This window comes from Streptomyces sp. NPDC019443 (assembly GCF_044389785.1).
GTDB lineage: Bacteria > Actinomycetota > Actinomycetes > Streptomycetales > Streptomycetaceae > Streptomyces.
On record NZ_JBIRYJ010000007.1, the window covers coordinates 98593 to 119261 of the forward strand.

The 20669-nt window shown below is 70.3% G+C and carries 19 protein-coding genes and 1 pseudogene; 9 read left to right on the forward strand and 11 right to left on the reverse strand.

Translation table 11 applies throughout. The features are described from left to right. Positions 1–225: 225 nt before the first annotated feature. Positions 226–1032, forward strand: coding sequence for a class I SAM-dependent methyltransferase (locus ACH492_RS22940; protein ID WP_398989355.1), 807 nt, complete (start codon positions 226–228; stop codon positions 1030–1032). A gap of 48 nt (positions 1033–1080) precedes the next feature. Here the strand turns inward: ACH492_RS22940 and ACH492_RS22945 are convergent, their stop codons facing one another. After that, the gene (locus tag ACH492_RS22945; protein ID WP_398989357.1) at positions 1081–1554 is read right to left on the reverse strand and encodes a hypothetical protein; all 474 of its coding nucleotides are present in this window, start codon (positions 1552–1554) and stop codon (positions 1081–1083) included. 99 nt (positions 1555–1653) lie between these two features. Then, positions 1654–2331 (reverse strand): response regulator, encoded by a 678-nt coding sequence (locus tag ACH492_RS22950; RefSeq protein ID WP_398989746.1) that lies wholly within the window; start codon positions 2329–2331, stop codon positions 1654–1656. A gap of 140 nt (positions 2332–2471) precedes the next feature. Here ACH492_RS22950 and ACH492_RS22955 point away from each other — a divergent pair, with 140 nt between their 5' ends. From ACH492_RS22955 to ACH492_RS22970, 4 genes and pseudogenes are all read left to right on the forward strand, one after another. Beyond that, positions 2472–3455 (forward strand): Bug family tripartite tricarboxylate transporter substrate binding protein, encoded by a 984-nt coding sequence (locus tag ACH492_RS22955; protein ID WP_398989359.1) that lies wholly within the window; start codon positions 2472–2474, stop codon positions 3453–3455. Then, the gene (locus ACH492_RS22960) at positions 3452–3997 is read left to right on the forward strand and encodes a tripartite tricarboxylate transporter TctB family protein (RefSeq protein WP_398989361.1); all 546 of its coding nucleotides are present in this window, start codon (positions 3452–3454) and stop codon (positions 3995–3997) included. Before ACH492_RS22955 ends, ACH492_RS22960 begins: the two co-directional genes overlap by 4 nt. A 3-nt stretch (positions 3998–4000) precedes the next feature. After that, positions 4001–5497, forward strand: coding sequence for a tripartite tricarboxylate transporter permease (locus ACH492_RS22965; RefSeq protein WP_398989363.1), 1497 nt, complete (start codon positions 4001–4003; stop codon positions 5495–5497). Continuing rightward, a pseudogene (locus ACH492_RS22970) lies at positions 5494–5769 on the forward strand (GNAT family N-acetyltransferase); the annotation flags it as partial. The gene ACH492_RS22965 and the pseudogene ACH492_RS22970, both read left to right, overlap by 4 nt. Before the next feature lie 44 nt (positions 5770–5813). Here the strand turns inward: ACH492_RS22970 and ACH492_RS22975 are convergent. After that, positions 5814–9881, reverse strand: a complete 4068-nt coding sequence (locus ACH492_RS22975) for a CHAT domain-containing protein (protein WP_398989365.1) — start codon at positions 9879–9881, stop codon at positions 5814–5816. 81 nt (positions 9882–9962) lie between these two features. Here ACH492_RS22975 and ACH492_RS22980 point away from each other — a divergent pair, with 81 nt between their 5' ends. Together ACH492_RS22980 and ACH492_RS22985 are read left to right on the forward strand one after the other, a co-directional pair. Continuing rightward, entirely contained in the window at positions 9963–10361 is a 399-nt protein-coding gene (locus tag ACH492_RS22980; RefSeq protein WP_398989367.1) for a hypothetical protein, read from the forward strand. 1 nt (position 10362) lies between these two features. Continuing rightward, entirely contained in the window at positions 10363–11319 is a 957-nt protein-coding gene (locus ACH492_RS22985; RefSeq protein ID WP_398989369.1) for a hypothetical protein, read from the forward strand. Here ACH492_RS22985 and ACH492_RS22990 read toward each other — a convergent pair. Both ACH492_RS22990 and ACH492_RS22995 read right to left on the reverse strand, forming a co-directional pair. Next, positions 11285–11782 (reverse strand): DUF402 domain-containing protein, encoded by a 498-nt coding sequence (locus ACH492_RS22990; protein ID WP_398989371.1) that lies wholly within the window; start codon positions 11780–11782, stop codon positions 11285–11287. The genes ACH492_RS22985 and ACH492_RS22990 overlap by 35 nt on opposite strands. After that, entirely contained in the window at positions 11763–12692 is a 930-nt protein-coding gene (locus ACH492_RS22995) for a GNAT family N-acetyltransferase (RefSeq protein ID WP_398989373.1), read from the reverse strand. The genes ACH492_RS22990 and ACH492_RS22995 overlap by 20 nt, the downstream gene beginning before the upstream one ends. Before the next feature lie 84 nt (positions 12693–12776). Here ACH492_RS22995 and ACH492_RS23000 point away from each other — a divergent pair, with 84 nt between their 5' ends. Beyond that, positions 12777–13151: a GntR family transcriptional regulator gene (locus tag ACH492_RS23000; protein WP_398989374.1), complete on the forward strand. Its 375-nt coding sequence runs from the start codon at positions 12777–12779 to the stop codon at positions 13149–13151. Between the two features lie 78 nt (positions 13152–13229). On the opposite strand, the gene ACH492_RS23005 is transcribed toward ACH492_RS23000, so the two are convergent. The 5 genes from ACH492_RS23005 to ACH492_RS23025 all read right to left on the reverse strand — a co-directional run bounded on the left by ACH492_RS23005 (position 13230) and on the right by ACH492_RS23025 (position 17965). After that, positions 13230–14324 (reverse strand): DUF5925 domain-containing protein, encoded by a 1095-nt coding sequence (locus tag ACH492_RS23005; RefSeq protein ID WP_398989376.1) that lies wholly within the window; start codon positions 14322–14324, stop codon positions 13230–13232. Positions 14325–14404: 80 nt separating this feature from the next. Next, on the reverse strand, positions 14405–15181 hold the full coding sequence (locus ACH492_RS23010) for a polysaccharide deacetylase family protein (protein ID WP_398989747.1): 777 nt from the start codon (positions 15179–15181) through the stop codon (positions 14405–14407). A 20-nt stretch (positions 15182–15201) separates the two neighbouring features. Beyond that, positions 15202–16236 (reverse strand): glycosyltransferase family 2 protein, encoded by a 1035-nt coding sequence (locus ACH492_RS23015; RefSeq protein WP_398989378.1) that lies wholly within the window; start codon positions 16234–16236, stop codon positions 15202–15204. Further along, positions 16233–17162 carry a glycosyltransferase family 2 protein gene (locus ACH492_RS23020; RefSeq protein WP_398989380.1) on the reverse strand — a complete coding sequence of 310 codons (930 nt, stop codon included), beginning with the start codon at positions 17160–17162 and terminating at the stop codon, positions 16233–16235. The genes ACH492_RS23015 and ACH492_RS23020 overlap by 4 nt, the downstream gene beginning before the upstream one ends. Before the next feature lie 359 nt (positions 17163–17521). Further along, positions 17522–17965: a hypothetical protein gene (locus tag ACH492_RS23025; RefSeq protein ID WP_398989382.1), complete on the reverse strand. Its 444-nt coding sequence runs from the start codon at positions 17963–17965 to the stop codon at positions 17522–17524. Between the two features lie 169 nt (positions 17966–18134). Here ACH492_RS23025 and ACH492_RS23030 point away from each other — a divergent pair, with 169 nt between their 5' ends. Continuing rightward, positions 18135–18944: an SGNH/GDSL hydrolase family protein gene (locus ACH492_RS23030; protein ID WP_398989384.1), complete on the forward strand. Its 810-nt coding sequence runs from the start codon at positions 18135–18137 to the stop codon at positions 18942–18944. On the opposite strand, the gene ACH492_RS23035 is transcribed toward ACH492_RS23030, so the two are convergent. After that, positions 18928–20667, reverse strand: a complete 1740-nt coding sequence (locus ACH492_RS23035; RefSeq protein ID WP_398989386.1) for a serine/threonine-protein kinase — start codon at positions 20665–20667, stop codon at positions 18928–18930. The genes ACH492_RS23030 and ACH492_RS23035 overlap by 17 nt on opposite strands. Between the last annotated feature and the right edge of the window lie 2 nt (positions 20668–20669).

Here is a 20669-nt window from a genome sequence, read left to right on the forward strand (position 1 = left end):
CCGAACGGCTTTCCCGAACGAGTGAGACAGCGGTTTCCCGGGCGGGCCCGGCAGGCCGTGCGGCGTCGTGCGCGCGGACGCGCGGCGTAGGGGCAGGAGTACAGGCAGGGGTACGGGCAGGGGTACGGGCAGGAGAACGAGGGCAGGCGGCGGGGGAAGCGCGTCAGGTCCCGCGTGGTTAGCATCCGCGCAGGGGGCAGCCCACGGATGGCACGGGAGGCCGTCATGCAGAAGACACCCACTCCGCGCCTGGCGAGGAACCGTTCACGGCTGGGGCACAAGGTGCGCTACGCGCTGCGGTATCCCCAGCGCGTGCTGCCCTACCTGCGACGAGCGGGCCGGGACGGCTGGCTCCGGTTCCGGCACCGCGGGAGTCACATCGCGTACTACCGGGCGGTGATGGCGTCGGACACGGCGAGAAGTCCGGAGGCGGCGGTCGGCGGCGGTCCGTCGCGCGACCGCTGGATGGCCATCGGACAGCTGCAGTACGACTACCTGGTGCGACACGGCCTGAAACCGCAGGACCGGATGCTGGAGATCGGGTGCGGCAACCTGCGGGCCGGGTGGCGGTTCATCGAGCATCTGGAGCCCGGCCATTATGTCGGGATCGACATCTCGCCCGACATCCTCATCGAGGCCAAGAAGACCCTGGTCCAGTACGGCCTCCAGGACAAGATGCCGTATCTGACACCCGTCGACAACCTGACGCTGGACTTCCTTCCCGATGCCTGGTTCACGGTGGTGCACGCGCACAGCGTGTTCTCGCACTCACCGCTGGAGGTCATCGACGAATGCCTCTCGCACGTCGGACGGGTGCTGGCCCCCGGCGGCTTTTTCGACTTCACCTACGACCGCACCGAAGGCAGCGAGCACCAGGTGCTTGGCGAGGACTTCTACTACCGCACGGAGACGCTGATCCGGCTGGCCGAGAAGCACGGTCTCGTCGCCTGCTTCATGGACGACTGGGAGCGACTGCCGCACGGCCAGTCGAAGCTCCGGGTCAGCCACCCCACGCCGACCGGGTCACCCTGACCCGACCGCGCCCGACCGGGTCACCTGACCCGACCGCGCCCAGGCCGTTCAGCGGGAGGCGAGACTGGTGCGCGCTGCCGCCATGAATGTGGCCTTGGGCGTCTCGAGGTGCTCGTTCACCTCGGTGTCGCCGATGTCTCGCCACACTGCCTGGTTGAGCGCACGGCCGTAGACGTGGACGGGGTCCTGCACGGCCTCGTCGCAGAGCAGCATGAGCGTCCGCTCCGCGGTCCACAGCGCGGTCATGATGGGCTGGGTCTGTGTCATCCAGCCTTCCTCGTCGTCACCCCACGGTTCGGGACGGCGATAGGCGGCTCGTTCGGCCGCCTGGGCGCACGCGATGAACTCCTTGATCGCCTGCAACTGCTCTGCCCGGCGAGCCTCTGCGGTGGCGGCAGCCTGCTTCCGTTCTTCCGTTCTCTCGGCGGACCGCTGGGTGGCGCGCTGTGCGAACGCCGTCAGCCCACTGCCGAGCACAACACCACTGAGCGACAAGACCGATGCCCAGAGTTCTCCAGCCACTGCGATGCCCCCTCCAAGACTTCGTGCCCATGGACATGGACATGCTCTCGCATGTGATGCGAGGGACCACCCGGTGGCTGTGGCCCGCCCCGGGCCACCTCAGCCGATCCGCCGGTACCGCCGCTCCGGCCGCCCCGTCCCCCCGTACCGCAGCGTCACCTCCACCCGCCCCGTCTCCGCGAAGTACTCCAGGTACCGGCGAGCGCTGACTCTGGACAGGGAGCCCGCCTCCGCGCACTCCGAGGCCGACAGGTCCTCGCCCGGGTGCTCCCGAAGGATCCGTTCCACCAGTTCCGCGGTGTGGGCCGCCAGGCCCTTGGGGAGTTCGCGCGACCCCGGCGGGCGGGTGCCGAAGATCTGGTCGACGTCCTCCTGACGGGCCTCGCCCAGCCGGTCGAAGCGGGAGCGGAGCGAGGCCACGTGGCGCAGTTGTTCCTGCAGCGCCGCCTGGGTGAAGGGCTTGATCAGGTAGTGGAGGGCGCCCGCGCGCAGTGCCGCCCGCACAAGGCCCGCATCCCGCGCGGCCGTGATGAACAGGGCGTCCACGGAAGCACGCCCGTCACGCTCCTCTGCCGCACGCAATTCCCGCAGGACGCCGATCCCGTCCATGTCGGGCAGATAGATGTCCAGCAGTACGAGATCGGGCCGAAGCCGCTCCGCCGCGCGCAGCGCTTCGGCGCCGCTGTGCGCCACCCCGACGACCGTGAAGCCCTCCGTCGCGGACACATAGCGGCTGTGCAGCTTGGCGACCATGAAGTCGTCGTCCACCACCAGCACACTCGTCACGCCGACACGCTAGGCCGCGACCACAACGACCACAACGTCCGTTGATTCCGGAAGAGAGACAGCTTCTTAACGCGCAGGCAACATGTGGGCCACTTCACACGTTCCTTACTCTCCTTCGAAAGGCGGCTCGCGTGCGATTGCGCACTCCCCTCGCCCTGCTCGGGGCGGCGTTGCTGGTGCTCGTGGGGCCGCCGCTGCTCACCGCAGGCAGCGGTTCCGACACCGGCACGCAGATCCCCGGCCTGCGCTTCATGGTCCCCAACACGCCCGGCGGCGGCTACGACATCACCGCCCGTACGGCCGCCAAGAACGCCGAGGACGCCGAGCTCACCCACAACATCGAGGTGTTCAACCTGCCGGGCGCCGGCGGCACCGTCGGTCTGGCCCGTCTCGTCGGCGAGCACGGCAACGGCAGGCTCGCCATGTCCATGGGCCTCGGCGTCGTCGGCGCCGTACACACCAACAAGTCGCCCAAGACGCTCGCCGACACCACCCCGATCGCCCGGCTCACCGAGGAGCAGGACATCGTGGTCGTCAGCAAGGACTCCCCGTACGAGACCATCCAGGATCTGCTCGCGGCCTGGAAGAAGAACCCCGGCAAGCTGCCGGTCGGCGGCGGGTCCTCGCCCGGCGGGCCCGACCACCTCGCGCCCATGCTGATGGCGCAGGCCGCCGGGATCGCGCCCAAGACCGTCAACTACATCCCCTTCGACGGCGGCGGCGAGCTCCTCGCCTCCATCCTCGGCAACAAGGTCGCCTTCGGCGTCTCCGGCGTCGGCGAGTACCTCGACCAGATCAAGTCGGGCGAGCTCCGGCTGCTCGCGGTCACCGGCCCCGAGCGGGTCCCGGGCCTCGACGCCCCCACCCTGCGCGAGTCCGGACTCGACACGGACTTCACCAACTGGCGCGGCGTCGTCGCCCCGCCCGGCCTCTCCGACGCCGAGCGCGACAAGCTCATCGGCCTCCTCGAGAAGCTGCACGACTCCCCCCAGTGGAAGGAGTCGCTGAAGAAGAACGGCTGGGACGACGCCTTCCTCACCGGCGACAAGTTCGGTGACTTCCTCGACGAGCAGGACAAGAGCGTGGACTCGGTGCTGAAGGAGCTCGGGCTGTGACGACAGAGACGGAAGCAGAGACCGAAACCCCCGCCCCGCGCCGCCCCTGGCAGGAATGGTTGCGCGAGTACTCCGAACTCGGCGTCAGCGCCCTGCTGTTCGTCATCGGCGTGCTCGTCCTGACGGACGCGCTGACGATGGACGTCGACATCGCACAGCGCGGGCCCATCGGGCCCAAGACCGTCCCCGTCGTCGTCGGCATCGGCCTGCTGCTCGTCGCCGTACTGCTCGCCGTCGACGTACTGCGCGGCGGCCGCGGCGAGGCCGAGGGCGGCGAGGACATCGACCTCAGCGAGCCGAGCGACTGGCGTACGGTGCTGCTCCTCGCGGGCGTCTTCCTCGCCTTCGCCGTGCTCATAGGCCCGGTCGGCTTCCCGATCGCCGGAGCCCTGCTCTTCTGGGGCGCGGCCTTCGCACTCGGCAGCCGCCACCTCCACCGCGACCCGCTGATCGCCGCGGTCCTCTCCCTGGTCACCTACTTCGTCTTCAACAACCTGCTCGGTGTTCCGCTGCCGGGTGGCCCGCTGATGGGAGTGCTTTAGCCGATGGACTCTCTCAACTCACTCCTCGACGGCTTCGGCACCGCGCTGACCCCGGTCAATCTGCTCTGGGCGGCGATAGGCGTGCTGCTCGGCACCGCGATCGGCGTACTGCCCGGAATCGGCCCCGCGATGGCGGTGGCGCTCCTGCTGCCGGTGACGTACGGCCTTGAACCCACCGGCGCGTTCATCATGTTCGCCGGCATCTACTACGGAGCGATGTTCGGCGGCTCCACCACATCGATCCTGCTCAACACCCCCGGCGAGAGCGCGGCCGTGGTCGCCGCCCTCGAAGGCAATCCGATGGCGAAAGCCGGACGCGGCGCACAAGCCCTCGCGGCCGCCGCCGTCGGTCACTTCGCCGGCGGCATGATCGGCACCATCCTGCTGGTCGTGCTGGCCCCGACCGTCGCCGAACTGGCCGTCGACATCGGTGCGCCCGACTACTTCGCGATCATGGTCCTGGCCTTTATCGCGGTGACGTCCGTACTTGGTTCGTCACGTATTCGCGGGCTGGCGTCCCTGCTGATCGGGCTCACCCTCGGGCTCGTCGGCCTGGACCAGATGACGGGCCAGCAGCGGCTCACCTTCGGCTCGCTCCAGCTCGCCGACGGCATCGACGTCGTCATCGTCGCGGTCGGTCTCTTCGCGATCGGCGAGGCGCTGTGGGTCGCGGCCCATCTGCGGCGCAGCAGCGGCGAACCCATCCCGGTCGGCCGGCCCTGGCTCGGCAAGTCCGACGTCAGGCGCACCTGGAAGTCCTGGCTGCGCGGGCCCGCAATCGGCTTCCCGTTCGGCGCGATCCCGGCCGGCGGCGCGGAGATCCCGACGTTCCTGTCGTACGTCACCGAGAAGAGGCTGTCCAAGCACAGGGAGGAGTTCGGAAAGGGAGCCATCGAAGGCGTGGCGGGGCCGGAGTCGGCGGCCTCGGCATCGGCCGCGGGCACGCTGGTCTCGATGCTCACGCTCGGCCTGCCGACGACCGCCGTCGCGGCCGTGATGCTGGCCGCCTTCCAGCAGTACGGAATCCAGCCCGGGCCGCTGCTGTTCGAGCGCGAGCCGGACCTGGTGTGGGGCCTGATCGCCTCGCTCTTCGTCGGCATGGTGCTGCTGCTCGCGCTGAACCTGCCGCTGGCGCCGGTCTGGGCGAAGCTGCTGCGCATCCCGCGCCCGTACCTCTACGCCGGAATCATGTTCTTCGCCGCGGTCGGCGCGTACGCGGTCGGCGGCGAGGCGCTCGACCTGGTGATCCTGCTGATCATCGGTCTGATCGGCTTCGGCATGCGGCGGTACGGACTTCCTGTGCTGCCGGCGGTGATCGGTGTCATCCTCGGCCCGGCCGCGGAACAGCAGCTGCGCCGTGCGCTCCAGATCAGCGACGGAAGCGTGACCGGCCTGTTCAACACGCCGTTCTCGGTGACGGTGTACGCCGTGATCGTGGTCCTGCTGGCCTGGCCCTGGCTGAAGCAGGTGATCACGCGCCGCCGTAACGTGTCGGCATGACCGACGACGTCCTCCCCGCCGCCGCAGCCGATGTGCCCGCGGTGAAGGCCGTGACCGACGCGGCCTACCACCACTACACCGGAAGAATCGGCGTCGTGCCCGCCCCCGATGGAGGCGGACCACGCGGCCCGAGGTGGCGGCGTGGGGGTCCCCCCCCACCGAAGGTAGGGGGAGGGTGTTCGTGGCCGGCGACCCGGTGGCAGGGCGTCAGCGTCCTGGTCCCGGGGGCCGGTCACCTCTTCCTGGACTCGATGACGGTCCACCCGGACGCCCCGCCGCATCCACCACCGAAAGTGGCTTGTCGGTTGACATATCGTCAGGCGCCTGCGTGCAGATGTCCGGCCCACAGTGAGGGCGTACGGGGGAAATCGTCTCGTACGGCCAGGACTGACGCCCGCAGTGCGGCCGCTGACCGTGCGTAGTCGAGACCACGGGGACCCTGTAGGGACTCGTAGAAGGAGCCCGCGATCCGCCCCGCCACCACGTCGTCCACCTCCCACAGCGTGCCGACCACATGCCGGAACCCGGCCAGCTGGAACGCGCTCGTCAGATGGATGGCCTCGTCCAGCAGGTCGGCCGCGGCGGTGAAGGTCGTCCGGCATGCCGAGAGATAGGCGAGCTGTGCGCGGTCCAATGTGACCGAGGCGACCCCCGCCACCGTCAGCGGTGCCGTCTCGTGGTCCCACAACAGCAGTCGGCTGCCGGACGGGTCGACCGGATCGGTGTGAGCGTGGCAGGCCAGATGGACCGCCGACACCTCGGAGAGCCCCGCCAGCACCGCGTCCCTGGTCGGCGCGGTGGCGCCCGGAGCCAGGACCCCGTCCTCGGGGCCGGTGAGCAACGCGGCGTTCGGCAGGTGGGCCGCGACCGCGGCCACCTCCTCAGCGGTACCGGCGAGCGGTGGGGCCCCAGGTGTGAATGGCATCGCGACGATCAGCGACCGCTCCTCCGGCACCTCCCCGGTGACCGGCCGTGCCCGCCTGGCATGCCGGAGCGCGCGGACTGTCGGTGTGTAGGAGGAGACGACGCGATCCATGACGGTACGGTCCAGGCCCTTCGCCACGGACTCCGCATGGTGCCCCGCGGCATGCAGAGGGAGAGCGCCGAGCAGCCCACCCGGCGACCACCACACCCGAGGAGGTTCGTCATCGCCTGCGACGCGGGGGCCGATGCCGAGAGCCAACAGGACGGGTTCGGCGGCCACGTCCCACAGCCAGCCGAGAGTCCTGCTCAGTGTCCCCTGCGCGGCGCGCTGCTCGCGCCAGGAGCTGTCCGGATTGTCGATGACCGGCAGCGTACGGTGGAACAGATCGGCCTGCTGCGACAGTTCGTCGTATGACAGCCCCGGCAGTGGAAGATGCCGGATGCCCGCCGCCGTGACCAGCAGGGCATCGCTGCGCCCCGGGTGGCAGTTGAATACCACGATCGGGCCCGAGACTGCCTCGGCGACGAGGTCCTCGGCCTTGGGCGGGCGCGCGAAGGAGCCGAAGCCCTCCAGGCGGCGGATTTCCTCGATGGTGGCGGCGAGTTCGGTGGCGGCGCGCGGCCGCTCGTCCGAGCCATACTCCATTGCTTCGCCCGGCGGGGCCGCCTCGCTGTCGATCAGGCTCCGCAGCTTGACGAAACGCTTGGCGAGGTCGGGGTGGAGGCGCCGCAACTCCGAAACGTCGTCGCCGCGAGTCTCGAGCATCTGGCCGAGGAGAACCGCACGGCCCTGCTCCAGGGTCCGCAGGCTGCGGTCGGCGCTGTGCGGGAGCAGCGGCATCCCCGGGTACTGCGGGTCCGGATGCGGTTGCGAGCCCGCGTCCAGAGCCGCGGCGGCGGTCAGGGTGACGAGCTCGGAGAGATCCTTCAACGCGTGCTGCTGATCAGCCCGCTCGATGCGGCTCGGGGCGACGAGCGGGATCAGTCCGACGGCGTACTCCAGCAGCTCCTGAGCCCACGCGGTCTCCATCGGCGCGACGAGAACCGCCGCGTCACGGGCCGAGTTGATCCGCTGGGACGGCGGGAGCACCTCGCTGCGGACCGCCTGAGTCAGGGCGCCGAACGCGTCCAAGGCGTTGCCGGAGATCCCGCCAGTCATGCCCGCCGCGGCGGCCATCGCCAGGACCTCGTTCTCGGCATCGAGCACGTCCGCCTGAGCCTTGAGCGCGGCGCCCAGGTTGTGTCGGAACAGCCCGAGCGCGGCGTGGTCGGGCGGGGCGACATCGACGAGGCGTCGGCACAGGGCTACGAGTTCGTCGATGTCCACCCGGCCCGGGCCGCGTTGATGTTCGTCCAGCAGCGCGGCGATGAGCGGAGTGAAGGCAGACAGCGATTCCGGATCGCCCTCCGGCACGGCATCGGCGGCCCGGCGGCCGATCGCGAGAGCTTCCTCCAGATCAGCCCGGTCGCCGCTGCCCCGATATCGCCGCAGCAGCGCACCGCTGAGCCCTCCCAACAGGTTCGCCTCCTCCTCGTCGCCGAGCGGGCCCGTCGCTTCACGCAGCACCGCCACGGCCTCGTCGAGGTCCCCGGTGTCACCGGTCCGCTCGGCCCGCGCCGACAGCGCGAGTCCGAGATTGTGCAGGGGCGCCTGGTCGGTCCCTGACAGGGACTTCTGCCGCCGCAGAGCCTCGACGGCGGCGTTCAGATCGCCGAGGCTGCCCGTGCGCCTGCCGCGTTGCATCAGGGACGTGCCCAGCGCGTGCAGTGGGTTCGCCGCCTCCGGCCCCTCCTGCGCGTCCGCCGGTATGGCCCTGACGGCTTCCCGGCCATGGCCGACCGCTTCGTCCAACTGGGCGAGATCCCCGGTGTGTGTGTACAGCGCGACGAGCGACAGGGCGAGTCCGGCGAGGGTCTCGGAACGCTGGGGATCGGGCTCCGGGGTCGCCGACACCGCTTGTCGACGTGCGGCGACGGCTTCCTGGAGCGCGTCGAGTCCCGCTCCGGCCCGGTACCGGGCCCGGTGGGTCTCGGCGGCCTCGGTCGCGTAAGCCAGCAGCTGGTCCGGCGAGCCGGTGTGCGCCGCCGTCGTCGACCGCAGTGTTTCAGCGGCCTCGTCGAGATCTGCGACCCGGTGCGTGTGCCGGAACTGCAGGCGCAGGGCCCGAGGCAGCGCGTGCGCGAGGACCGTGCCGACCCGGGAGGGAAGCGGGTGGTCCGCATGAACGGCGAGGCCGGCACGGCTCGCTGTGATGATCCGCTCCAGATCGCGTCGCTCGTCGGGACCGGGCCGGTCGCCGGTGAGGGCACGCCGCTCCACGCGTTCCATCAGCGCGATGACGAGATCTTTCAGCATCTCCGCACGGGGCGCGGGATCGTCGGGGGCGCAGGACAGGGCACGCTCGTTCGTGTCAATCACTGCGTCCAGATCTTCCGGCCCCTCCAGGTGCTGGTATCGCAGCCAGTACAAGTAGGCCAGATCACGGAGCGAATGGACGTGCCGGCCGCCGGAGAGGCCGCCCGGGGCTTCGCGCAACAGTTGTTCCCGAAGGCGGATGGCCTCGTCCAGATCCGCGACGTACGAGCCGCGCCGCTTGAACCGTCGCTTCAGTGCCGTGGCGATGCCCTCCATGCCGAACGCGCGCAGTTCCGGGCGCTCCAGGGCCATGCGGCCCGCCTCCACCGCCTCCTCCCACTGCTCTTCCTCCAGTGCACGCGGGAGCCGTTCCGTCAGGAGAGAGCCGAGTGCGGCGGCGAGGCTGTCACGGTGCGCGTCCTCGAGGGGAAGGGCGAGGGCCGACGCGCAGGCCTCGCAGGCGGTACGGAGATCATTGGCAGACCCGGTCAGGTTGAAGCGGCGGGTCAGCGCACTGGCGAGGTTGCCCTGCACAGTCGGCATGCTTGGACTGCCGGCAGGCGTGTCGCGTGCGGCCCGGCTCAGCAGACTCACGGCCTCCAGCAGGTCGCCGGGGTCTTCGAGAATCCGGTGACGCTCTACCAGAGCTACGGCGAGCGACGTCAGATGGTCCGGCATTCGCTCGCCCTGCGGGTCCGCGTGCGCGACCAGGTACCGGCACCACAGGACGAGCCCCGAGAGCTCCTCGCCCACGTCGCCGTCCGTGGCCAGGACCTCGGCCAGCTGGCTGTGCACATGGGTGCCGTACGCGTCAGCGATCTCCGCCTTGAGGGGGTCGGGCACCAGATCGCCCGGGAAGAAGAACGGCGACAGCATCCTGACGGCGTCGTCGAGATCGTCCTGGGCGCCGAGCAGTTCGTAACGGCACCAGTACAGCCAGCCCAGCGCGACGGCGGCCTGTTTGTCCGCGGGGTTCGCCGCGACCCATCGGGCCAGGTCGCTCACCAGGGAGGCGTCGGGAGCGTCCGACGCGTCCGCGGGGCGGTCCTCCGCCAGCAGGGCGTGCAGTGTCCGGCCCGCCTCCGTCAGTAGTCGATCGCGCATCGTTCCCCCGAACTGCTGCTGATGGCAAGGCCCTGCATTGCATGATGCCCTGGGCAGCGGCATGCGAGGAGGGGAGTCGCGATGGCGGAGGAAGAATCATCTGCACGTGTCCGGCGAGGCCTGTTGTACGTCTGCGAGCATCTCGACGGACTCCGTGAACACCTGGACGACCTGGGCCGGGGCAGCGAGCTCGATCGGCTGCTGCGCGCGGTCGTCGACAAGGCCGAGGACCCGGCGGTGCCGCTGGCCACCGTCGACCGGATCGTTCGCCAGGACGCAGACGCGCGAGGGGCCTACGGCCCGGCGCCGCGGGCCGTGACGGACCCCCGGCCCGCCGGCGTCCCCGGCCCGAGCGGTGCCGAAGTCGCTTTCCTCTGCCCGCTGGGCGCCTGCGCCCGCCTGGTGTGGGCCGAGCGCTCCATGGCATCCCCGCCGACCTGCCGGATGGCCGGGCGCCCGCTGCGCTGGGTCAAGGGCTGACATGGGCGGCCTCCTGTCGGAGCTGGGCAAACGCCTCGCCGAGCGCTGGTTGTCGCTGCTTGTGCTCCCCGGGGCACTGTTCCTCGCGGCCGCCTTCACCGCCCGGACGCTCGGCCACTCCCACCCGTTCGACCTCGACCGGTTGATCCACGAGGTGGAGGCATTGCTTACACCGGCCGGTGCGGGCGCGGGTGCGCGCCTCGCCCTGCTCCTGCTGCTCGTGGCGCTGCTCGCCGCCGCCGTCGGCATCGTGGCGCAGACGCTCGGCTCGCTCGTCGAGCGCCTGTGGCTCGCCGCCGACTGGGCCTCGTGGCCCCGACCGATGCGTACGTTCGCCGGATGGCGCGTGAAGCGGCGCCGCCGTCGGCGTACCGCTGCCGAAACGGCATACGAGGACGAACGGCGCCGGGCAGGCGAACTCCTGGCCGCCGGGGGATCCGAGAGCGGTCCGGAGCTCGGCCCGGCACGGCTCGCCATCACCCGCGTGTCACAGGAGGAGCCGCACCGACCGACCTGGGCCGGGGACCGGGTGCATGCGGTCGCGCTCCGTTTTGCACGCGACCTCGACCTCGATCTCGCCACCGTGTGGCCGTCCCTCTGGCAACTGCTGCCCGACGCCCCGCGTCAGCAGATCGAGTCCGCCCGCGAGGCGCTCGGCCGTGCGACCACCCTCGTGGCCTGGGCCTTGCTGTACGCCGTGCTGGGCGTGTGGTGGTGGCCCGGACTACCGATCGCGGCTGCTGTGTTCGTCACCGCGTGGCTCCGGATCCGGGACGCCGCCGACGCGTACGCCGCACTGATAGAGGCCTCCGTGCACCTGTACGCCGGCGAGCTTGCCGAGCGCCTGGGGATTGCGCACACCGGTATGTTCGGCCGTCGCACGGGCTGGGAGATGACCTGCCTGCTGCAGGGCAGGCGCCATCTCATCGATCTGACGGCAGATCAGCCGCAGTCCTGAACTCTCCGCTCCGCGCCAGGAGTTCCAAGTGATCCAAAGCGCGCACGGCGTGGGCAGCCGCCTCAGGGTCCGCCTCCCGGAGGCCGCTCGCCTCGAACTCGTCCTCGTCCAGGCGCAGCACCGACGAACCGTCCGCCGACACCCACAGATCCAGGTCCAGGTCCTCGACGGTCAGCTTGTCGCCGTCGAGGGTGGCGGGGCGGGTGATGTCGCAATACCAGCCCTTGAGCGCGCCGTCTTCGGCGCGGACCTCCTTCACCGCGTACCAGCGGTCCCGCCAGTAGTGCTCGGTGAACACATCGCCGCTCTCGAAGCGTACGAAGCCGAAATCGCGCGCATCCTCGCCCGCCCACGGCGCGCGGACCACCAGATGGGTGCCGTCGTCCGCGAGCAGCTCGGCGGCGTAGCGGATCTTGATCCGGCCCGCCTTGACCAGGACCACCTCAACCGAGCGTGCGGACATGACGTACCTCCGTCGCACAGATCTCGTAACCGAACCATTTGTTGATGGCCAGCATGGGGCCATTGTCGGCGTCATTGCTGGTGAACGCGTCCGTGTAGCCCGCCGCGCGGGCGCGGCGCAGCGAATCCGTCTTGGCGAGCTTCGCAAAGCCCCGGGCGCGATGGGCGCGCAGCGTGCCGGTCATGCCGGACATATAGCGGGTGCCGCCGTCCGAATGCGCGGCGGTGAAGGCCGCGACCTCGCCGTCAACCAGCACGACCGTGGTCAGCTCACGGTCCAGCAGGGGGTTGTTCCAGGTGTGGCGGATCCAGTCGTCGTAGTCGTCGAAGTCCGTGCTGATGTCGCCGGGCTCGTCCGAGGTGGCCTCGGCATCGGCCCGGAACATCGGCCGCGGATCGGCCTCGAAGTCACCGGCGGTACGCAGCTCGACGCCCGCGGGCAGCTCCGGCAGCGGGGGCAGCGTGCCGTTCGCCAGGTCAAGACACTGGAAGTGGGCCGGGCGGGTCGGCCGGTAACCGCGCTTCTCGGCGAAGGCCCGGGACTCGGGGTCGTCCATCACCCAGGCGTACACGTTCGCCGCGCCTTCGGCCGCCAGATGCTCCTCGGCGGTGCGGAGCAGCAGCGACCCCGCGCCATGGCCGCGGTGGTCGGGGTGGATCTGGGGGGTGGCGTACGCCTGGCCGGGCTCGACGCTGTCGTACGCCATGCCGACGTGGGCCGTGCCGACGATCCCGCCGTCGGTCTCGGCGATCAACAGCCGGTACTTCTTGGCGGGGTTGGCGGTCCGCACGCCGAAGAGGATGGACGCCGGGGTCGTCACCTCGAAGGGTATGGCGGCACGGCGAGCCCGGGCCACGGCTTGGGCGTCCTCGGCATCATGGGCACGGAAGTCACGGACGATCACGGTCATGGGGCGGCACGTTACGCGCGGGCCCGGCGCGGCCGCCCCCCCATTTTTCCGGCGGCCCGCCGGGCGGTGGGGGACAATCGAGCCGTGACCTTGAAGATCGTCATTGACACGGACTCGGCGACCGCGCCGTACGAACAGCTGCGCGCCCAGATCTCGACGCAGGCTCGCGCGGGCCGGCTGCCCGTCGGCTACAAGCTGCCGACTGTACGGGGGCTCGCCGAGGAGCTGGGGCTCGCGGCCAACACGGTGGCCAAGGCGTACCGCGCGCTCGAGTCGGACGGGGTGATCGAGACGCGCGGCCGCAACGGCACCTTCGTCGCGGCGGCGGGCGATGCGGCCGAGCGGCAGGCGGCTGCGGCCGCGGCGTCGTATGCCGAGCAGGCGCATCGGCTCGGCCTCACGCGTGCCGACGCGCTGTCGACGGTGCAGGACGCGTTGCGCGCGGCGTACGGGAGCTGACGCCTGGGGCCTTTCGTCACGGGTGCGATCTCGGCCGCATGTCCTCAAACGCCGGACAGGCTTGATTTCCCGGGTTTCTCAGAGATACAGGCCCGCGTCCGGTCCGTCGTTCTGCGCCGGCACCGAGGCCGGGCTGTGGCCGCGGCGCAGGGCGTACAGCTCCGCAAGTGTCGCGCCCTCGCGGCCCACGCCCTCCTCCGTGCCGAGCCAGTTCACCGACTCGTTGCGGGTCAGCGCGCCCACCTCGATACGGGCCAGGCAGCGGCCCGGGCGGACCACCGCCGGGTGGAGGCGTTCCAGGTCCTCGTTGGTCGTCACGCCCACCAGGACGTTGCGGCCCTGGCCCAGCAGGCCGTCCGTGAGGTTGAGCAGCCGGGACAGCGCCTGGCCCGCCGTGTGCTTGGCCTCGCCGCGGATCAGCTCGTCGCAGTCCTCCAGCAGAAGCAGCCGCCAGCGGCCCTTCGACGTGCCCTCGTCCTCGCCGATCGCGATGTCCATCAGATAGCCGACGTCGTTGAACAGCCGCTCCGGGTCCAGTACGCAGTCGACCTGGCACCAGTCCCGCCAGGAGCGGGCCAGCGTGCGCAGCGCCGAGGTCTTCCCGGTGCCGGGCGGCCCGTGCAGCAGGAGCAGTCGGCCCGCGATGTCGTCCGGCGTCACCTTCATCAGCCGGTCCATCGCATCGGCCACCGGCGCCGTGTAGTTGGGCCGGACCTCCTCCCAGGTCCCCGCGGCGATCTGGCGGGTGGTGCGATGCGGACCGCGCCGCGGCGACACGTACCAAAAGCCCATGGTGACGTTCTCCGGCTGCGGTTCCGGCTCGTCGTGGGCGCCGTCCGTCGCCTGCCCCAGGACCTTCTCCGCGAGTTCGGAGGTGACGGCGGTGACGGTGACGTCCGCGCCGCGGTTCCAGCGGGAGACGAGCAGCGTCCAGCCCTCCCCCTCGGCCAGTATGGCGCTGCGGTCGTCGTCGCGCGCGGAGCGCAGCACGGACGCCGCCGGCGGCAGCAGCGTGGCCCCCGGCTTGACGCGGTCGATGGTGGCGCTGTGGGAGTACGGCTGCTCGCCCGTCGCGAAACGGCCGAGGAACAGCGCGTCGACGACGTCCGAAGGTGAATCGCTGTCGTCGACGTTGAGCCGGATCGGCAGAGCGTCCTCAGGCTTGGCAGACATGTGCCCATGATCCGGCACGGGACCGCCACGCGCACGGTGTTTTGACCGGTGACGCGCCCGGCGCGCGACCGGCTCGCCCGTCAACCCCCGCCCCGGCGGATCAGCCCGGCGGCCCGGCGAACCCCGCGCACCATGGCGTAGCCCTTGGTGAGCGCACGCTCCTTGGCGAAGTTCCGCGCGATCGAGCGGCCTTCGACCAGCCGCTCGAACTCCTCGATGCCGGTAGCGCGCCGCACGGTCACCCGCTGCAGGGCGTACGGCCCCTGCCGGGGCAGGGCAAGGCCGTTTCCCACGGCGAGCGACTGTGCGAAGCCCGCCGCCCGGACCGTGCGGCGCACCCGGCGGCTGGAGTAGCCGTACGGATACGCGAAGGAGAACGGCACAGCGCCCAGTTCGTCCGCGATGATGTCCCGGCAGCGGACCGTCTCGTACCGGAGGCGGTCGTCGTCGAGCTGGTCGAGCTGCGGATGGGTGTGCGTGTGCCCGCCGATCTCCGTGCCCGCGGCGGCCAGTTCACGCACCTGGTCCCAGTCGAGCATGGTGTCGAGCGCGCCGCCCTCGTCGTGCGCGCCGCGCAGCCAGCCCGTGGAGACGAAGAGCGTCGACGCGAAGCCGTGCCTGGCGAGGACGGGGAGGGCGTGCCGGTGCACGCCCTCGTAGCCGTCGTCGAACGTGATCAGCACCGGCTGCCGCGGCAACGGCCGTCCGCCCGCCCGCCAGGCGTCCCCCAGCTGTGCGGTGGTCAGCGGAGTGAACCCGCGCTCGCCGAGCAGCTCCATCTGCTCGGCGAAGGCGTCGGGCGAGACGGACAGTCCGTACGTGGCCTTGGCCGGCCGCTGTCCGACGGCGTGATACATCAGGATGGGGACAGGCCGGTTCACCCGGACGTACCTCCTGTGCTCGGCGCGGCCGCGATCGGTCCTGACGAGAACGTCGTCCCGCCCCCACGCGCCCGCACGCTCCCCACCACGTAGCCGCCCGCCGCCGCAGCCACGCCGGTGACGATCGCGCCCGCCCGCCCCGCGCCGCCCCGGCGGCCGAGCACCGCGTCGCGCAGCCCGCGTACGACTCCGGCCGGGAGCACCCGGGTGGTGTAACGGCGCTCCGACTCCAGGCCCTTGTCCGCGCCCACGCTCCGGGCCACGAGCGCCTTGGACAGGCCCTCGGCATACGCGCGGGTGCGGAAATACGCGAACCGTTCCCGCGCGGCCGGGACCTTGTGGTGGATCACCGCGCGGTCGTCGATGAGCAGCACGGCGTCGGGCAGCGCCCTGGCGAGCCGGATGCACAGCTCGGTCTCCTCGCAGCCCAGCGGTCGTTTGTCGCCGTCACGCCCGATCCCCGTGGCGAAGCCGCCCGACGCGTCGAAGGCGCTGCGCCGGAACGACGCGTTGCCGCCCAGCACATTGCGCACCCGCACTTTGCCGGGCGGCAGGCCGCGGTACGTACAGCCGACGACCCAGTCGAACTCCTCGGGGAACCAGACCGGCCTGCGCCCGGACGCCCAGGCGGCCATGGTCCGCCCCCCGACAGCCATCACTCGTCTGTCGTCGTACCCCTCGGCGAAGTACCGCAGCCAGTCGCGCTCGGCCACCGCGTCGTCGTCCAGGAAGGCCACGAACTCGCCGCGGGCCGCCGCGATTCCGGTGTTGCGGCCCGCGGAGAGGCCGCGGGGGCCCGCATTCGCGAGCACCCGCACCTTCTCCCCGTCCGCCGCGCTCTCGCTCTGCTCGCCGTACTCCTTGTACTCCTTGGCGAGCCGGTCCAGCAGTGCCGGGTTGTGGTCGACCACGAGGAGCGTCTCCAGGGCCGGCAGCGACTGCCGCCGTACGGAGTCGACGGCCGCGAGGATGTCCTCCCAGCGGTCCTCCGTGTAGGCGCAGATCACCACGGAGAAGCGCCGGTCGCTCAAGACGCCCCTCCCCGCGGGATCCCGATGCTCAGCGCCGCCGGACGGCGACGCGCGGCTCTGCTCACGCCTTTCTCCTTGAGGATCACTCTGAGGACCCGCAACCCGTCCCGTACGGCTCGAAGGTTGCTGACGCCGTGGATGCGGAGGTACTCGTGGCTGGGGACTTCCTGCACCCGCAGTCCGGCCTTGACCACCCTGATGTTCATCAGGGTCTCGATCTCGAAGCCGGTGCAGTCCAGGGTGATCCTGTCCAGGCAGTGCTTCCAGAAGGCGTTGTAGCCGTAGCAGAGGTCGGTGTAGCGGGCCCCGAACTTGGCGTTGACGACGGTGCACAGGACCCAGTTGCCGAGCTTGCGGATCGGGGTCATGTCGTCGGTGCCGCCGCCGTTGGCGAAGCGGGAGCCCTTGGCGAAGTCGGCGCCGGAGACGAGTGCCGAGACGTACGACACGATCTCCTGGCCGTCCGCCGAGCCATCCGCGTCGACCATCACGATGATGTCGCCGGTGCAGGCGGCGAATCCGCTGATGAGGGCGTCCCCTTTGCCCTTGCCGACCTGCTTGACGACCTTGACCTCCGGCCACAGCTCGCGGGCGACCTGAACGGTGTTGTCGCTGGAATTCCCGTCGACCAGGACGACTTCATGAATCCAGTCGGGCAGGGTCTTGAAGACGTACGGAAGATTTTCCGCCTCATTCATGGCGGGGATGACGACGCTCACCGGCGGAGTGATCGCGAGATGTGAGGAGATCGGCCGGTACGCAGCGGCTATTCGGCCGGTTCCCTGCGCTTCCGGTCCGGCGCCTGCTGAGTGGGCGGCCGCGGATTGTGTGGCTGAATCCGCGGTTGATTCGGCGGTGTTGTCATGGTGCGACGGTGCAATGAACGGATCTTGCCCCGGAGCGGCCGGGTGCAGGACTGAGCTCATGAGTCTGACTTCCCTCTCTACCGGTGGACTGCCCGCCCCCGGGCAGTCCGGATGAGTTTCCGGTTCGAAAGGGGGGTTGTTCTCACCCCGGCCATGACGGCATAGCACTCCGTACTAGGTGGGTGAGCTGGCAAAACTGGCCGCGCGGCATACGGCTCGGATTGAGCGCGAAAACCGAGCACGGCACCCCCCTACCGCGCCCCGCTCCGGATCCATCGCGACGCCTGAGCCCTCCCCTAGAGCCGCTTTGCATGATGGACCGTTGCGGGTGGATGTACGACGGTATTAATGATTAGGACTGTATGGCAAGACCTGGAACGGGGGCTCACTTTTTTACTTTTTTGATACCGATTCGGTGGTCAGATACGGAACCGTCCCGATCGGATTCTCTTGATCCTTTTCATCAACCGGTCTGCCGGATCGATGTGTTCCGCATTCCGGATACGCCGCACCGGTGTCCAGAGGAAGAGGAGAGCGGTGGTCACGGCGACTGTCGTAATCCCGCCATTGGCCGTCAGGACCCGCGGTGACGACAGGGATTGGGCGATGACCAGATCGATGACCACCGCACCGGTTGCGGCCACGGCGGCACGGGCGGCCGGATCCAGCCGGTGAAGCACGGCGGCCAGCCCCCCGGCCGGCCCCGCGAACAGAAAGAAGAGGATGAACGGCGCGCGCAGCGGCGACTGGGCGCCGGTGAGCGCCAGTGCGACTCCGACCCCCGAGACGGCGGACGCGACGCCCGCGAGAGCCGGCAGTAGATCCGTCCGGACTGCGGACGGCTTGTCCTTGATCATCTGCATGACGGACTTTGCCCCTAGTGCCGGTTTCCGAGTCTCAATGCTGGGCAGTCGGCGACGCTCCGTCAAGAAGTCAGATGTCCTCACCGAATCTTCTTGGCATGGACACTTCCGGTGAAGTATGGGCCTTGCTACGACAGTTGTGGCAGAGATCCTGCTAAAGGGAGGTTCCATGAAACTGTCCCGAATCGCGGCATTCTCATCCTCACTCCTCCTCGGCGCCGTCCTCGCTCTCACCGGGGCCGGCCAGGCACAGGCCGCGGACACCGCCCTGGCACTGGACTATGTGGCCCTCGGCGACTCGTACTCATCGGGCGTCGGGGCCGGCAGCTACGACAGCGGCAGCGGCAACTGCAAGCGCAGCAGCCGTGCCTTCCCCAAGCTCTGGGCGGCCTCGCATTCACCCTCGTCGTTCGCGTTCACCGCTTGCTCGGGCGCTCGTACGGGTGATGTCACGGCCGGTCAGCTCTCCCCCCTCAGCTCCGCGACCGACCTCGTATCCATCACTGTCGGAGGCAATGACGCGGGCTTCGCCGACGTCATGACCACCTGCGTCCTGCAGTCCGAGTCCACCTGCATCAACCGCATCAACCAGGCGAAGGGCTACGTCGATTCGACGCTGCCCGGCAAGCTCGACTCCGTGTACTCGGCCATCAGATCCAAGGCTCCGGCGGCCCAGGTCGTCGTCCTCGGCTACCCACGCTTCTACAAGCTCAGCGGCAGCTGCGCCGCCGGGCTGAGCGAGAACGAACGGGCCGCGATCAACGGTGCGGCCGACTACCTCAACGCCGCCACCGCCAAGCGCGCGGCCGACCACGGCTACGACTTCGCGGATGTCACCCCCGCCTTCACCGGACACGAGATCTGCTCCGGGTCGGCCTGGCTGCACAGCGTCAACTGGCTCAACATCGGCGAGTCCTACCACCCCACCGCCTCCGGACAGTCCGGCGGCTACCTGCCGGTGTTCACCTCGCACGCCTGAACACGGAACTCGCCGCGCTCGCAGTGTTCGCGACGCTCGGTGTGTTCGCGGTGTTCGGTGTGTTCGCTGTGTAGGAGCTCTCGTCCGTCGGGGGCTCCTGCTCGCAGGTGACCGAGAAGTCGATCCAATTCGAGCGCACCTCGACCGGGCTCCGGACCTCCACCCGGATCCGGTCGTGGTGCGTCTCGTTCGCCTTGTACGTCAGCTCGGTGTGGCTGACCTGCTTCTGCTTCGAGCCCCCGGCCGCGAAGTGCAGCGTCTTCCAGCCCGAGCCGGAGCTCTCGCCACTCTTGGTCGCCCAGCGGTAGTCGACAGCCGCCGGGGTGCGGCCGACCGTGATCGTCGCCCGGAAGGACGGAGCCTCCGCTTCCGGTGGCGGGCAGGCGCCCGAGTAACTGCCGTGCACGGTCTCGACGTACACCTTCACGGTCTGCGGCGGCGTGACCGTACCGCCATTGCCCGCGCCGTTGCCTCCGTCGTCGCCTCCGTCGTCGCCCCCGCCGTCGCCCCCGCCGTCGCCCCCGCCGTCGCCCCCGTCGGTCGTGCCGCCGTCCGTCCCTCCGCCCGGGGCGGACGCCGTACTGCCCGTGCTTGCGCTCGAAGTCCCCGACGCAGGGACCGTGCCGCCGTTGTCGTCCCGGCCGCCCTGGTCCTTGTCCTTGTTGACCAGCGCCCAGGCCAGTCCGCCGACCGCGAGCAACAGGATGGCCACCCCGGCGACCAGCACCATCGCTGCCCGCCGCGCGCGTTCCGGCGGTACACCGGTCGTTGCCGTGGTGGCCGGACCGGACTCGGGAAGCGGCACGAACGGGGTCGGGGGAGTGGCCGGGGTGGGGGACGCGGCCGAGACGGTGGGGCTGTACGGGCCGGGCGGCGGCGGAGCGGTACGCGCGCCGCCGCCCGCGCCGATGACCCGCAGTTGATGCTCGGCCTCCTCCGCCGAGAGCCGTTCCGCCGGATCCTTGCGCAGCAGCCCCGCGATCACCGCCGCCAGCGCTCCGGCCCTGCGCGGCGGCGGCAGTTCCTCGTCGACGACGGCCCGCAGCGTGCTCAGCGGGGTGTTCTGGCGGAACGGGGTGTTGCCCTCGACCGCGGCGTACAGCAGCACCCCGAGCGACCACAGATCCGACTCCGGCCCTGGTGTACGCCCCAGCGCCCGCTCGGGCGCGAGGAATTCGGGGGAACCGATCAGTTCGCCCGTCATCGTGAGGTTGGAGGTCCCCTCGACCGTGGCGATGCCGAAGTCGGTGAGCACTACCCGGCCGTCATTGGCGATGAGTACGTTTCCCGGCTTCACATCCCGGTGCAGTACGCCCGCCTCGTGCGCGGCGCGCAGAGCGGCAAGGATCTCCGCTCCGATGTGCGCGACGCGCTGCGGGGGCAAAGGCCCTTCCGCGTCCAGCACATCGGAGAGCGCCAGGCCGCGCACCAGCTCCATCACGATCCAGGGCCGGCCGTCCTCGGTCGCCACGTCGTAGACGGTCACCACATTGCGGTGCGAGATCCGGCCCGCCGCCCACGCCTCCCGCTCCAGACGCGCGTACAGCCGCTGCTCGTCCGTAGTGCCGAGAGCGGCGGGGGCACGCACCTCTTTGACCGCCACCTCGCGGGCCAGCAGCTCGTCGCGGGCGCGCCACACCACGCCCATCCCGCCCTCGCCCAAGGGGCTCAGCAGTCGGTAGCGTCCCGCGACCAGCCGCTCATCGCCCGGCACTTCGCTCACAG